Annotated in this window: 13 protein-coding genes; all 13 read right to left on the bottom strand. The window is 46.5% G+C overall.

The window, feature by feature from the left end; all coding sequences use genetic code 11:
• Positions 1 to 75: 75 nt before the first annotated feature.
• Positions 76 to 216, bottom strand: coding sequence for a hypothetical protein (locus CEG13_RS18685; RefSeq protein ID WP_158234643.1), 141 nt, complete (start codon positions 214 to 216; stop codon positions 76 to 78).
• Positions 200 to 1669: a S41 family peptidase gene (locus tag CEG13_RS03740; protein ID WP_100010437.1), complete on the bottom strand. Its 1470-nt coding sequence runs from the start codon at positions 1667 to 1669 to the stop codon at positions 200 to 202. The genes CEG13_RS18685 and CEG13_RS03740 overlap by 17 nt, the downstream gene beginning before the upstream one ends.
• A gap of 352 nt (positions 1670 to 2021) precedes the next feature.
• A complete protein-coding gene (locus CEG13_RS03735; RefSeq protein ID WP_100010435.1) occupies positions 2022 to 3467 on the bottom strand; it encodes a murein hydrolase activator EnvC family protein in 1446 nt (481 codons plus the stop codon).
• 113 nt (positions 3468 to 3580) lie between these two features.
• Complete coding sequence (gene ftsX, locus CEG13_RS03730; protein WP_100010434.1) at positions 3581 to 4474, bottom strand: permease-like cell division protein FtsX; 894 nt, start codon at positions 4472 to 4474, stop codon at positions 3581 to 3583.
• Positions 4464 to 5150, bottom strand: coding sequence for a cell division ATP-binding protein FtsE (ftsE, locus tag CEG13_RS03725; RefSeq protein ID WP_100010432.1), 687 nt, complete (start codon positions 5148 to 5150; stop codon positions 4464 to 4466). Before ftsE ends, ftsX begins: the two co-directional genes overlap by 11 nt.
• A 308-nt stretch (positions 5151 to 5458) precedes the next feature.
• Positions 5459 to 5821 (bottom strand): cytochrome c551, encoded by a 363-nt coding sequence (gene cccB / locus CEG13_RS03720; RefSeq protein ID WP_100010431.1) that lies wholly within the window; start codon positions 5819 to 5821, stop codon positions 5459 to 5461.
• Between the two features lie 447 nt (positions 5822 to 6268).
• Positions 6269 to 7370 (bottom strand): peptide chain release factor 2 gene (gene prfB / locus CEG13_RS03715; RefSeq protein WP_100010430.1). Its coding sequence is split into 2 segments (ribosomal slippage): positions 6269 to 7297 and positions 7299 to 7370, totalling 1101 coding nucleotides; the frame shifts between segments, so codons are not numbered across the junction.
• A gap of 47 nt (positions 7371 to 7417) precedes the next feature.
• Complete coding sequence (gene secA, locus CEG13_RS03710; protein ID WP_100010428.1) at positions 7418 to 9931, bottom strand: preprotein translocase subunit SecA; 2514 nt, start codon at positions 9929 to 9931, stop codon at positions 7418 to 7420.
• 385 nt (positions 9932 to 10316) lie between these two features.
• Positions 10317 to 10457: a hypothetical protein gene (locus CEG13_RS18680; RefSeq protein ID WP_158234642.1), complete on the bottom strand. Its 141-nt coding sequence runs from the start codon at positions 10455 to 10457 to the stop codon at positions 10317 to 10319.
• Positions 10458 to 11153: 696 nt separating this feature from the next.
• Complete coding sequence (gene hpf / locus CEG13_RS03705; RefSeq protein WP_100010426.1) at positions 11154 to 11711, bottom strand: ribosome hibernation-promoting factor, HPF/YfiA family; 558 nt, start codon at positions 11709 to 11711, stop codon at positions 11154 to 11156.
• 222 nt (positions 11712 to 11933) lie between these two features.
• Complete coding sequence (fliT, locus tag CEG13_RS03700) at positions 11934 to 12287, bottom strand: flagellar protein FliT (protein WP_100010425.1); 354 nt, start codon at positions 12285 to 12287, stop codon at positions 11934 to 11936.
• Complete coding sequence (gene fliS / locus CEG13_RS03695; RefSeq protein ID WP_100010424.1) at positions 12287 to 12688, bottom strand: flagellar export chaperone FliS; 402 nt, start codon at positions 12686 to 12688, stop codon at positions 12287 to 12289. The genes fliT and fliS overlap by 1 nt, the downstream gene beginning before the upstream one ends.
• Before the next feature lie 52 nt (positions 12689 to 12740).
• Positions 12741 to 14219, bottom strand: a complete 1479-nt coding sequence (locus CEG13_RS03690; RefSeq protein WP_100010422.1) for a flagellar hook-associated protein 2 — start codon at positions 14217 to 14219, stop codon at positions 12741 to 12743.
• Positions 14220 to 14230 lie beyond the last annotated feature (11 nt).

Genomic DNA, 14230 nt, shown 5'->3' with positions numbered 1-14230 from the left:
AAATGCTGTTTATAAATTCCATCCGGAGGACCACTCATCTGATCACCGATATTAGACTCTATCTATATTCTACATTTATTGGATCTTTTCCTGCATGCTTAAAAATTTTATGAAGGAAAATCCGCGGACAACTGCCCGCGGATTTTCCCTGTCTATATTTACTTGCCGCAACTGCTCTTCCAGCCAGCCGCCAAGCACGTTACTGATAAATTTCATTCAATGCTTCTTCCAGCTGTCTGTCGTCTTCTCCATTGCGGATTTGCTCAACAAGCGCTGCTTCCATCACACCGGCAGTTTCCTGATTCACTTCTCCGGTGACTTCGAGATCCTGATCTGCTTGGAATGCTTCTACTGCGGCTACTGTTTCCTCAGCGTAGTAACCGTCCGTCCGGTCAGGTTCATAGCCAAGCCCTTTAAGCATCTGCTGCATGTTGGCAATATCCTGCCCTGTTTCATCAAATCCGAGTGGTTCCTCGATTTGTACAGGGTTGGTATAATAATAATCCGGCTGTTCTACTTCAATGGTCGGTTCTACCCCGGTTTCGTTAATCCATGTTCCATTCGGGGAAAGCCATTTGTAGAAAGTCAGCTTAATGGAGCTACCGTCACCCATCGGTACTGCCTGCTGCACGGTCCCCTTCCCATAACTCGGCTGGCCGACTACATCATAACCCATTTCTTTCATGGCAACAGCAAGTATTTCCGAAGCAGAGGCACTTCCTTCATCAATTAGCACACTAATCGGATAGTCCTTTTTCTCCTTAAGGTCCGAGTAATATGGTGTTTTATTGCCGTTTTGATCCTCAATTTGCAGATATGGCATATCCTCCGGTACAAACAACGCAAGAATCTTTTCCACCGAATTCAGCAGTCCGCCCGGATTGGCACGCACATCAATGACCAGTCCTTCAATGCCTTCGTTTTCCAGCATGGTCAGCTGTTCTTTCACCTCGGCAGCGGTGTTTTCCGAGAAGTTAGTGATCTCCAGAATCCCGGTTTTCTTGCCGTCTACCGTTTCAATGCTGTTATAAACGGTTTCCACCGGAATTTCGTCACGGACAATCGTCACATCAAATGGTTCAGAAACACCGGAACGCTGAATTTGCAAAACGACTTCCGAGCCTTTTTCTCCACGGATTTTGGCAACTGCTTCATTCAGGTTCAGTCCTTCAAGGCTTTCCCCGTCCACCTTCAGCACCTGATCGTTCGGACGCAAGCCGGCTTTTTCGGCTGGTGAATCTTTGATTGGTGCGACGATGGTGACTATATCATTTACCATGCTTACCTCTGCACCAATTCCCTCAAAGGAGGATTCAATTTGCTGATTGAATTGCCCCATCATCTCAGCATCCATATAGGAGCTGTGCGGATCTTCCAGTGTGGAGAGCATGCCGTTGATGGCACCTTCAATCAGCTGCTGATCCTCCACATCCTCCAGATAATTTTGCTGGATCAGCGTGTAGGCCTGGCTGATCTTTTCCATATTCTCCGCAGTTTCCGGTGCTTGCTGATCGTTGCCTGCTGCACCTTGCAAGGCACTGACAATGTCATTTTCCGTAATGGATGGTGTCTCCGGCGAGGCGATTTGCATCCCGGCATAGGCACCGCCAAATCCCAGCACAATTGCCGCAAGCAATATGAAAAATATATGGCGTTTCTTTATGTTCATCTTTTCACCCCAGCTTATTTGGTCTTAGCTTTCCGCATCATACTCGCTTGGTACACGTACAGTCATGTATGTTAAGATCTGCAGTTGTTATAAAAAGCATACCATGTTCTCTCACTAATGACTATGGTTTTCTTTAATATTTTATCACAACAGGCGGTTCTTCTTAAGCAAAGGCTCTTTTTGTATTTGTTGTTTTTGTTCAAAAATGCGATCTAACTGTCGCTACGTAAATACCCTTCGCTAGCTGTTGTGATTTTTGTCCTTAACCTTGTTAAAATTAAACAGCATAAACAAAAAGAGGCATCACTCCAATGATAGGAGGTGCCTCTTTTATTACAGATTACTTCGTTGCTTATTTCATGTACGGCAATGGATTGACCGGGTTTCCGTATCCGCCTGGGTGCACTTCAAAGTGAAGATGCGGCCCGGTGGAGTTGCCGGTATTTCCGGTTGCTCCGATTACCTGTCCTTCACTGACTGTCTGTCCAGGAGAGACAGACATACTGCTTAAATGCGCATAAACGGTGGTGTAGCTCTGTCCGTTAATATGATGAGAAATCATAATAACATTCCCGAATCCGCCAAGGGTGCTCGCCCGGCTGACTACACCATCAGCAGCAGCCCTCAGCGTAGTGCCCATTCCAGTAGGCATATCAATACCTGCATGAAGCTTCATTACGTTATCTATTGGATGAAATCTCATCCCGAAATTAGAGTTCACGCCACCTGCTGCCGGCCAGCTGAAAATGCCGCTTCCGGATGAACTGGAATTGGATGCAACAACCGTGTCAGGGGACGACTCATTAGAATCGTCAGTGCTTGAATCATTTTGCTCTGCTTCAGCTTGCTCCTGTTCTCTCTGAGCCTGTTCTCTTTCAGCTTTTTCTCTTGCTGCTTGCTCTCTGGCTGCCTCTTCTCTTGCTGCCTTTTCTCTTGCTGCCTTTTCTCTTGCCAGCTGCTCCAATTCACCTTTTTTCTCCTGAGCCATAGCGATTGCTTTTTTGTTCGCTTCGGCTTCTGCTGCCAAAATCTGCTGTTTTTCTTCCTGACTTAATTTCACTTCTTGCAAATTGCCATGCTCTTCTTCCAGCTGAGCCATCAGTGATTCCTGCTCTTTTTTCTGGTCAGCAAGCTGTGCTTTTAATGTCACCAGCTCTTCTTTTTGGCCTACCAATGCTGCTTTTTTCTCTTCAACTTTTACTTTGCTCGCTTCGACTTCTTCTTTATTCGCATTCAAAGCTTCTTTGTCCGCCTTCTGTGCTTCCATGATCGCTTTATCAGAGTCCATGATCGTGTTGACCGCAGATGATCTGCTGACAAAGTCACTGAAGCTTTGCGAACCGAAAATAACTTCTATGTATTTCATTGGACCGCCGTTTTGCTGAATCGAACGAAGCCGGTCTTTTAATAATTCGTTGCGCTCTGCAATCCGCTCTTCCAGTACTTCGATTTCATCTTTTAATTCAATGATTCTGTCGTTCAATGCCTCAATTTCCTGATTGGTTGTCTCGATCTGATTTTCTTTTGCACTAATTTGCTCAATTTTTTCGTTCAGTTCCTGCTCCAGCTGGTTAATTTCTTCCGCAACAGAGCCTTGTTCTGCTTCATTTTCCTTAATATCGGATTGTGTCTCTTCTTTTTTGCTTTCTACATTCTCGCGTTTTTCCTCAAGGTTTCCGTTCTTGTTTTCAAGTTCGTTGATTTCATTTTCCAGGTCGTTGATGGATTCTGCGTTCACATTGCCCGCAACGGATACTGTCAGCAATACGGCAAGTGCGCCTGATAAGACTTTCTTCATTTCCTTTCCCCTTCCTTGAGCATTCTTCTGTTTCTCTCTTTTCCCGCTTCTTCGCTTCAGCTGTTCCCTGCCAGCGGGACATACCCGGCTGGCAGACAAGCTGAGGCTTCTGTTTATACTTTAAGAAACTTGCGTACACTCATGACACTTCCCCATACGCCGATAAACGCGCCGATTGCCAAAATAAGAAGGGAAAGCAGCCATGCAAATGGACTGAATGGCAATAGTTCGATAAAGGTGTAACTGATCTGTTCGCTGACTGCGGTATCCAAATAGTAATACCCGGTGAGGAGCGCTGCGATTGGAATAATCGAGCCAAGCACCCCGAGCAGCAGCCCTTCCACGAAGAACGGCCAGCGGATAAATCCGTTCGTTGCTCCGACCAGTTTCATGATGCCGATCTCCCTGCTCCGTGCCATAATCGTAATTTTAATCGTGTTGGAAATCAGGAAGATCGCGGTAAATACCAGCCCGATGATTAAAGCCAATCCAATGATCCGGGCATATTGGTTAAATTGGAACAGCTGCTCAACAACTTGCTGCCCGTAATTCACCTGCTGTACACCTTGCAGTTCTGCAATCTGGGAAGCTAAGCCCGCTGTCTGATCCGGTTCCGCCGCTGTAACGATATACGCGTGAGTCAGCGGATTATCCTGTTCAAACAGCTGCCAGGCCTGTCCTTCCTCGCCCATGCTTTGCACAAGCTGATTCAGCTGTTCATCACGGGAGGAGAAAACCACGGATTCGACTCCGCCGAGCTGTTCAATTTCTTCTCCCAATGCGGTTATCTCTTCTTCGCCAAGTGTGGCGTCAATTAATGTGCTGATTTGCACATCCTCTTCAACATTCACCGCGATCTGGTTGAGATTAAGGACCAGTGCGAGAAATGCTGCCACTAAAATCAAGGTTGTGGTCACAGCACCGATCGAGGCTACAGTCATCCAGCCATTGCGGAAAATATTTTTAAACCCTTCCCGCATATGCCGGTTCATGGTTCTAAGCTTCATAACCGTAGTCACCTCGATGTTCATCCCGTATAATCAAACCGCCCTCAATGGCGATAACCCGCTTTTTGATGGTATTAACAATTTCTTTCGAGTGGGTCGCCATGATGATGGTTGTCCCGCTTGCGTTAACTTCCTCAAAAGTCTTCATAATTTCCCAGGAAGTATCGGGATCCAGATTCCCTGTCGGTTCATCCGCAATGACGATTTTCGGATGATTGACGATCGCCCGGGCAATGGAAACACGCTGCTGTTCCCCGCCGGAAAGCTCATCCGGAATAAATCTTGCCTTGTTCTTCAGTCCCACCAGATCGAGAACCTCCATCACCCGCTTTCGGATGTTTTTCGGAGACTCTTCAATCACCTCTAAAGCAAAGGCAATATTTTCATAGACTGATAGTTTCGGAAGAAGTTTAAAGTCCTGGTATACAACACCGATATTTCTGCGCAGCATCGGTATGTTGCGTTCTTTCAATTTTTCAAGGTTCATATCATTGATAACAATCGTTCCTTTGGTCGGCTTTACTTCCCTGTATATAAGTTTTATGAATGTCGATTTTCCAGCACCGCTGGGTCCGACAATATAAACAAATTCACCCTGTTTAATGTCAGCATCTATGCCATTCAGGGCCGTGACCCCATTGGCGTATGTTTTATATATATCTTTCATGAAAATCATAGAATCGTATCACCTTTTTAAGTTGGTTGTTCTGCCGTTTCTTCTATGTAAAAAGAAAAAGCATCTGAGGAAATTACTGGTTTAGTATAACATTTTTCTACAGGTTTTTTTGACAAATTTATATTACATTTGTGTTTCAGTTTTGTAATAAAGAGGGAGAGAGCTGCCAATCCTGTCTTTTCTTGTCAGATTAGGGAGATGCTGAGAAGAGTTTTCCGGGCAGGAAATTTTCACAAGGACTTTGCCGAGGGTGTTTTTCATCATAAGAAAAGGTCTGCGGGTTGACCGCAGACCGAATATCGTGCTGATTACTGCATTCCTGCCAGCCAACTGGACAGCGCCTCTAAATCTTCCCCTGTCACCTGCGACTGCGCCGGCATGCTTCCAATTCCATTCTGGATAATATCGGCAATTTCCTCTTGTGAATAGGCAGAACCAACCTCACGCAGATCCGGACCTGCGCCACCGGAGAGATCGCCTCCATGGCAATTTGCACAATTGTTTTGGAAAATTTCTTCCGCAGCAGCCGTATCCGTGGTGCCACCCTCCCCGGATTGCTCTGTGCCTGCATCACCCGTTTCTGCCGGCTGTTCCTCGTTTTCTCCCCCACCGCCGCATGCGGTGAGAACGAGGATCATACCGAATAAAGCAGCTATCAGGCTTTTCTTCATTTGATCAACTCCTTAAATAAGCTTCCGTTTATTATAACCCGACATGATGGAGTTAAAACGGAAAGGTGTCTTTTTAAGGAAATGTTGGTTACATCACGAAATGTATAAACTACGACATAGGTCTTTGTTGATTTACGCTCCGGGGGCTTCAAATACGTGCTTTTCCCGCTGGAATCGGCTGGCCTCCGCTCCAACCAACCATATACATAGCAGATAGCTTTTGATTAATTTAACAAAGCACACCTTGAGCGGAGGAAATACCCGAAGACTCCTGCGGGAGGAAAGGCATCGGTGAGACCCCGCAGTGCGGCAGCACAAGGGGGCTCACCAGCCTCCCGCGGAAAGCGAAGGGTATTTCCGCAGCGGCGGGGTAAGTCGCATTGTCCATCAACGACGGAGTTCCTATAAAAAAAGGACAGCACCACTCTGCTGTCCTTTTTAAAATAACTATTGAATCTGCGAACGTAAATAAGCATCAATAAACGGATCAATACCGCCATCCATCACGCCCTGCGTGTTGCCGATTTCTTTATTTGTCCGATGATCTTTCACCATCGAATATGGATGGAAAACATAGGAGCGGATTTGGCTTCCCCAGCCGATTTCTTTTTGCTCGCCGCGGATTTCTGCCAGTTCCTCCTGCTGCTTTTCGATTTCCTGCTGATACAGTTTCGATTTGAGCATTTTCATCGCTGCTTCCCGGTTTTTTATCTGGGAGCGCTCATTCTGACAAGTGACAATCGTATTCGTCGGGACGTGGGTAATCCGTACCGCGGAATCGGTCGTGTTGACATGCTGCCCGCCTGCCCCGCTCGCCCGGTAGGTATCCACCTTAATATCTTCCTGCTTCACTTCAATGTCGACATCATCGCTCAGTTCCGGCATGATTTCACAGGAAGCGAAGGACGTGTGCCGGCGGCCGGATGAGTCAAATGGCGAAATCCGCACAAGCCGGTGCACTCCTTTTTCCGCTTTCAGGTAGCCATAGGCATTGTGCCCCTTAATCAGCAGTGTCACACTTTTCACCCCAGCTTCTTCCCCTGGGAGATAGTCAAGGGTTTCCACCTTAAAGTCCTTTTCCTCTGCCCAGCGCTGATACATGCGCAATAGCATGCTTGCCCAGTCCTGGGATTCGGTGCCGCCTGCTCCGGGATGGAGTTCTAAAATCGCATTGTTGGCATCATACGGCTCACTGAGCAGCATCTGCAATTCGAACTGATCGATTGCCTCCCTCAGCTTGCTCACATCTTGCTCCAATTCGGCAAAAAGCTCCTGGTCATTTTCTTCTTTCACCAATTCATGCGATACTTCCAGATTGTCGAGGCTTTCTTCCAGCTCTTCAAACTTGTTCACATAGCCTTTGAGTCCATTTACCTCGTTAATTACTTTTTGCGCTTCGTTCTGATCATTCCAGAACTCAGGCTCCGTCATCCTTAGATCCAATTCTTTTATTTTCGCGCGCTTCTCATCTAAGTCAAAGAGACCCCCTGAAGTCTTCTATTCGCGTGCGCATTTTATCCAGTTCGTTTCTGATTTCTGCTAATTCCATATTCTTCACCTCTATTAAAATTGCTTTGTCTGGCTGGGGCCCCTTAATTAAGCCCCGTGGCAGTTTTTATATTTTTTGCCGCTGCCGCATGGACATGGGTCATTGCGGCCAACATTTTGCTTTTTCACGAATGGTTTCTTTCTTTTCGGCTTATCATCCTGGCCGCCGGAAACTGCCTGGGTATTTTTCACGACTTCTTCCCGCTGCAGATTCTCGCGGATTTGTGCTTTCATGATATATTTGGAAACCTCTTCTTCAATGTTCTCGATCATTACCTCAAACATCGAGAAGCCTTCCAGCTGATATTCACGTAATGGGTCAGTCTGCCCGTAAGCACGCAGGTGGATTCCCTGGCGGAGCTGATCCATCTGGTCGATATGGTCCATCCATTTCGTGTCCACCGTTCGCAGCACAATCACTTTTTCAAACTCGCGCATTTGCTCAGGCGTAAGCTCGGCCTCTTTTTCATCGTACTTTTTCCGTACTTTTTCCATGATCAGCTCATTAATTTCTTCGGCCTCTTTGCCTTTCAAGTCCGCTTCGGATATATCCTCTTCGTCCAACAGACTGCCGTGTGCAAAATCAATGATCGCTTTATAATCCCAGTTATCCTCATCGTCATCCTGGGTGTGTGTGGCGACCACACGACTTACGGTCGAGGAAATCATCCGTTCGACAATTTCTCTTAGGTTGTCATCCGCTTCAATCACGTCAAAGCGCTGTTTGTAAATAATCTCGCGCTGTTCACGGAGTACATCATCGTAGGACAGCACCTGTTTTCGCGCATCAAAGTTATTTCCTTCCACCCGGCGCTGGGCAGACTCGACGGCACGGGAAACCATTTTACTTTCAATCGGCTGGTCCTCTTCCATACCAAGCCGCTCCATCATCGATCTTAGGTTATCCGATCCGAAACGGCGCATCAATTCATCTTCCATTGAAAGGAAGAACTGCGACATGCCAGGGTCTCCTTGACGGCCGGAACGACCACGCAGCTGGTTGTCAATCCGGCGTGACTCGTGGCGCTCGGTACCAATTACCGCAAGACCGCCGGCTTCCGTTACACCATCACCAAGTTTAATGTCCGTACCGCGGCCGGCCATGTTGGTTGCGATAGTCACCGCACCGCGCTGCCCGGCATTTTCAATGATTTCCGCTTCCCGGAAGTGGTTTTTGGCGTTCAGCACATTATGCCGCACACCCCTCTGTTTCAACAGCTTGGAGATCAGCTCGGATGTCTCGACCGCCACTGTCCCGACAAGAACCGGCTGTCCCGCATCTTGCCGCTCTTTAATATCTTCCACGACTGCACGGAACTTTGCTTCCATCGATTTATAAATCATATCCGCCCGGTCATCCCGGATTATTTCCTTATTTGTCGGAATCGCAATGACATCCATGTTGTAAATGTTGCGAAATTCCTCTTCTTCCGTCTTTGCTGTCCCGGTCATCCCGGCAAGCTTATCGTACATGCGGAAAAAGTTCTGGAAGGTGATGGATGCCAGAGTCATACTCTCATTCTGGATCTGCAGCCCTTCTTTTGCCTCAATCGCCTGGTGAAGTCCGTCACTGTAGCGTCGGCCTTTCATTAGCCGTCCCGTAAACTGATCAACAATCACCACTTCGCCCTCTTCCACCACATAATCGGTATCGCGATGCATGGACACATGGGCTTTCAGCGCCTGGTTGATATGATGCGTTAGGGACACATTCTCCAGATTAAATAAGTTCTCAATGCCAAAATACTGTTCCGCTTTATTGATGCCTTCTTCGGTGAGCTGGACACCCTTCGTTTTTTCATCATACGTGTAATCGGTCTCCCGGTTCAGCGTGCTCACGAAGCCATCCGCACGCTGGTAAAGCTGTGCAGATTTTTTGGCAGAACCGGAGATAATCAGCGGTGTTCGCGCCTCATCAATTAAAATCGAGTCGACCTCATCAATGATGGCAAAATTCAGCGGGCGCTGTACCATCTGTTCCTTATACAGCACCATATTATCCCTCAAATAGTCAAACCCATATTCATTATTCGTGCCATAGGTAATGTCACTATTGTACGCTGCCCGCTTCTCTTCCTTGGACAGCCCATTCGCATTTAAGCCGACCGTCAGCCCAAGGAATTGATACAACTCACCCATTTCCTTCGCATCACGGTCTGCCAGATAGTCGTTGACGGTAATAATGTGGACGCCTTTACCACTGAGCGCATTCAGATAGGCAGGCATTGTGGAAGCAAGGGTTTTCCCTTCCCCTGTCTTCATCTCGGAGATATTCCCTTCATGCAACGCCACTGCTCCTACCAGCTGCACAGGAAACGGCCGCATCCCCAATACGCGCTTGGAGGCTTCACGTACAACAGCAAATGCTTCTACCAGCAAATCGTCAAGGGTTTCGCCACCTGCATAGCGCTCCTTGAATTCCTCTGTCTTTTGCTGCAGCTGGGTGTCAGAAAGCTTTTCCACTTCTGGTTCAAAAGCCTCTATCTGATCCACCGTTTTCTGCAGTCGTTTTAGCTGTTTTTGTGTTCCGTCACCAAAGATTTTTGTCAGTAATCCAGCCATGTAAACGCTCCTCAATCTATATGAAAATTTGCTTTCAAAATTTTAGTTTAGTCCATGTTTCATAATAACACTTTCCAAACAAAGATGACAACTGCCGCATCGCCTAGGGAAAGGAATGTTGGAAAGAGTGCGGCATTTTATTTACTGTGTTAGAATAGACATCGCATTCCTGGGCTGCGATTACTCGTTCAACCGAGAACATTCTCACTTGGATGTGACACCTCCAGAATCTCCATGATTCCCAATAGGTTATAATTTCCCATAAATAAAAAGACAGTCCGGGGATGAACTGTCTTCTTCGCGGGGCATCGCTTGCGTGGGAAATATGTAGAAAATTGGAAAAGCATGTTGCGGAGAGATGTGCAGAAGAAAAGAGGAACGTGGATTACTGTGGCTGCTTTTCTGCCTCATCGGTAATTCTCCGGTTGGTAGCTGCGATGATTTTCACCAATTGGGTGATGGTATTTTCATGCTGTTCGACTTTTCTCACCAAATTATTGATTAAAATGCGCTCATTTTCACTCATGCGCCTTACCTCCTATTACCTTTGACTTATTTATACCATGGAAACAAACAAAAACGCTAATTTCCATTTTTTAATTTTGGAAGTTGATTCGACAGCTTTCATGTCGGATTCCACAAGATTCGATAGCGGTTTTTGTCTAAATTGCACGAATTCCCTTGTCTACAAGTTCCAAAATTGAATTTTGGCTTTTCGTCCTGCAAAATTCGACAAGATTTTGCATGAAGTGCTGAAAATGCCTGAATTGATTTAGCATAAACGTGCGCCATTATGCGGTTCCGTACTCTGTTTCCCCTAGAAACTTCAGTGGTAATCCGGTCAAATTTTTGCAAAAGAGTTTCTTGACGGGTTGCATTCTTACAAATTCTCTACTATTCACCAGAACGATGCCCGATTAATAGAATAGGAAAAATAGGCACTATGTCATTTGCCGACCCAAGTACAACGCTGCTGCCCAAAAGAAAACCCGCATTATTTGAATTTGAAAAAGGATTATTAAGGGGGATTTTAAGAAAGCTGAGCATAATCTCTACGTCATTTCGGACGCTCTTCCTGCCGCTTTTGTCGTTGAGAGCACCTTTCTACAACATTTCAGCCGCTCAATCCAGCCCTTTTATCCTTGAGAACCACAATCCCATCATCCCAAACACCAAAAAAGAGCAGCCCCTCAACAGGAACTGCTCTCTCTCAATAGTTTTCTTAAGCATTCGGTTCAATCAGTCCGTATCTTCCGTCTTTGCGACGGTATACCACGTTGGTCTCGTCGGTCACTGCATTCTGGAATACATAGAAGGCGTGTCCCAACATATCCATCTGCAATACGGCTTCCTCAGAATCCATCGGTTTTAAATTGAAGCGTTTTTGCCGGACGATTTGGATCTCATCGGATTCTTCTTCAACTGCCACACTATTTGCTTCTCTTTCCAGTTCTGCAAAGACATGTTTCGGCGCACCTTTTTGCCGGAACTTGCGATTAACCTTGGTTTTATATTTGCGAATTTGCCGTTCAAGCTTGTCAATAACTAAATCAATTGCAGCATACAAATCCGTGTGCTGCTCTTCCCCGCGCAGCAGAAGATCTGTCATCGGGATGGTTACCTCGATTCGCTGCTCATCATTATAGACACTTAAGTTAACATGTACATCGGATGCCGGCGGTGTATCAAAATACCGTTCCAGCTTGCTGATTTTTTTCTCCACGTACTCTCGGATCGACCCTGTAATCTCAAGATTTTCACCACGAATGATAAAATTCATATAAGTGTCCTCCTTTGAACTTGGAAAAGTATAGGCTGGAAGGAAAAGAAAAGGGTCTGCCAGCGCCATTTCTCTTCATTCATCCTATAACTTTATTATACTACAGTTCCACGAAGAAGTCCTGCATAAACCTGCAAAATTTTTCGAAATTAAGCGTTTGCGTAAAATTCTCCTCTAAATAAAAGAAAAAGAAGCCTGTAATCGGCTTCAATCGGTCTGCCATTATTTTTTGCTGTCCAGAAATCGTCCATCCAGGGCTTGCACATTTTTATAAGGATTAACATAACTGCGGTTGGATTTCTTCTGCTTTTTCACTTGCTTCATTTCCGTCTTTAAGTCGGCAAATAACTGATTCATCAGCTGCTGGATTTGCTCATTCATGGGGATGAGCTGCTGACCCAATTGTATCTCCTCATCCATATACGGGGGTTCCAATGCTTCCATATACTTTCCCCGTTTTTCCACAAGCAGATCAACCTTGAGTATCACCTGTTCCCGGTTTTTTGCTGTAATTTCCTGTTCCAGCAGTTCCTGCAGTTCTGCTGTCACCTGATAAAGCGGCGCTAGCCGGTTCATCAGACTTGTGCGCCCTGGGAAAATTGCTGCTGCCGTGTCGTGCGGATAACCTGCTTCCAGGTATCTCGAAAGTCTACCACAAAGGTCAGCACATCTTCCAGAATGGCCGGGTCATTCTGGACATTTGCTTCCTTCAGCCGATGCTGCATATAGTCGTAGAGCGGCATCATCTGGTTGGCAATATCGACATTGGTATCCAATGTCAGCATCAATTCGCGGATAATGTTCTGGGCTTTTTGGATATTTGTATTTTTTGCCTCAAAATTCTTTTCCTGGATATCTTTAATTGCCTGCTTGATAAACTTGATGCAGCCATTGTAAAGCATTAAGGTCAGCTCTCCGCCGGATGCCGTGTTTACCGCATTATTCTGGTACACCTGATAGGATTTATTCGGTGTCATTCCAGCTCCTCCTTTTCCTTGCATTAAGCGCTGGCAATCATGCCATCCGCTGCTACATGTTTCCGCCGCCGAAATTATTCATTAGCATCGTGGACTGTTGGTTCATCCGCGAAATGGCTGTTTCCATTGCGGTGAACTGGCTCCAGTAGCGGTTTTCCACCTGAGTGAGACGGTCTTCAAACGCTGTGATCCGTTCCTCGAGGTCTTTCATTTCTCTGCCCAGGGTATAATTTTCCAGTGTGTCCCCGCCACTTCCGGCACGCTCGCCGATTTGGTCCATTGTTGCTCCAAGCGAATCCTCCAGCCGGTTGATCAGACCTCTGTCTGCGCCTTCTGAACTGTTGGAGAAAAGCTGCTGCACACTGGCCGGGTCTTCTTCCAGCTTGCTGCGGAGTACTTCTTCATCAATTTCCAGTTTTCCGCCGTCCAGGTAATCACTGGTTGTGGTGATGCCGACCTCCGTTAATGATTGGAAGGCTCCATCTGTTTCCACATTCGCGTACCAGCTTTGCCTCATGGAAAACAAACCACTGGTGATAGCAGATTCCCCGCGAAGGATCCCGCTCTTGGCCCGCTCCTCCCACAGTTCAATTTCACTTTCCGACATCTCCTCCCGCTGCTCATCTGTGAGAGGGGGGTAGTCGCGATACCTTTCTTCCTGTTGAGTGCCAGACATTTCCTCAACGACTTCATTATATTTCTCGACAAACTCGGTAATCTTCTCGACTGCACTGTCCACATCATTGTTGACGGTCAGATTGGCGCTGCCAACATCCTGAAATTGGAACGTGATTCCGTTTAATTCGTAGCTGTTTGATTTGGATGTTAACTCTAAGTTTTTGTTATACGTAAATGTGGCATCTGTGCCGCCTTTTTCTTCAGCGGCGGGGTCGAGCTGTAGAACATCTGTGAAAAATGTATTATCTGCATCAAAGGAAATTTCCTTGCCATCGCCCTCTTGATTGTAATCACCAGTCCGAGTCGTTTCCAAAATCACTTGCTTAGACTGCTCATCAAAAAACGCCCGCACGTTGTTATCCGCATCGGTGATTTGTTTCAGCACATCATTCAGACTGTCGCCCCGCGTAACCTCAAATTCATGCGCCTTCATTTTTTTCTCATTTTCATCATAGGTACTGAAGGTAAAGGTTCCAAATTCGTCTATATCCAATGGCTGGGAAGGGTCCTCGACATTATTCAGTGGAGCACTTATTCTCATCGCACTTGTCGCAAGATCTGTTACTTCCAAACTGTACAACCCATTGGAACTCGCCGATGTCGCCGTAGCAGTCACCGCTGAATCATTGGATGAATGGACAGATTTGCTGTTGTACGTGGGGCTTAATTTCATGTCCAGCATCATGTTATCCAATTCCGACAGCTTTGTGTTAATCTCCCGAAATCCGTCGCGTTCCCATTCCAGCAAGGTTCTGTCCTGTTCCATCTTGTTCAAAGGAATTCGCTCGGCAGTCATCAGTTGATTGACAAGCGAATCAATATCCATCCCGCTGGCTAAACCGCCAATTCGCATCTTTGCCCACT

It is taken from the genome of Lentibacillus sediminis, assembly GCF_002763455.1.
GTDB lineage: Bacteria > Bacillota > Bacilli > Bacillales > Amphibacillaceae > Lentibacillus_D > Lentibacillus_D sediminis_A.
Note: the sequence above shows the minus strand (reverse complement) of the source record. Positions and strands in the feature narration are given on the sequence as shown.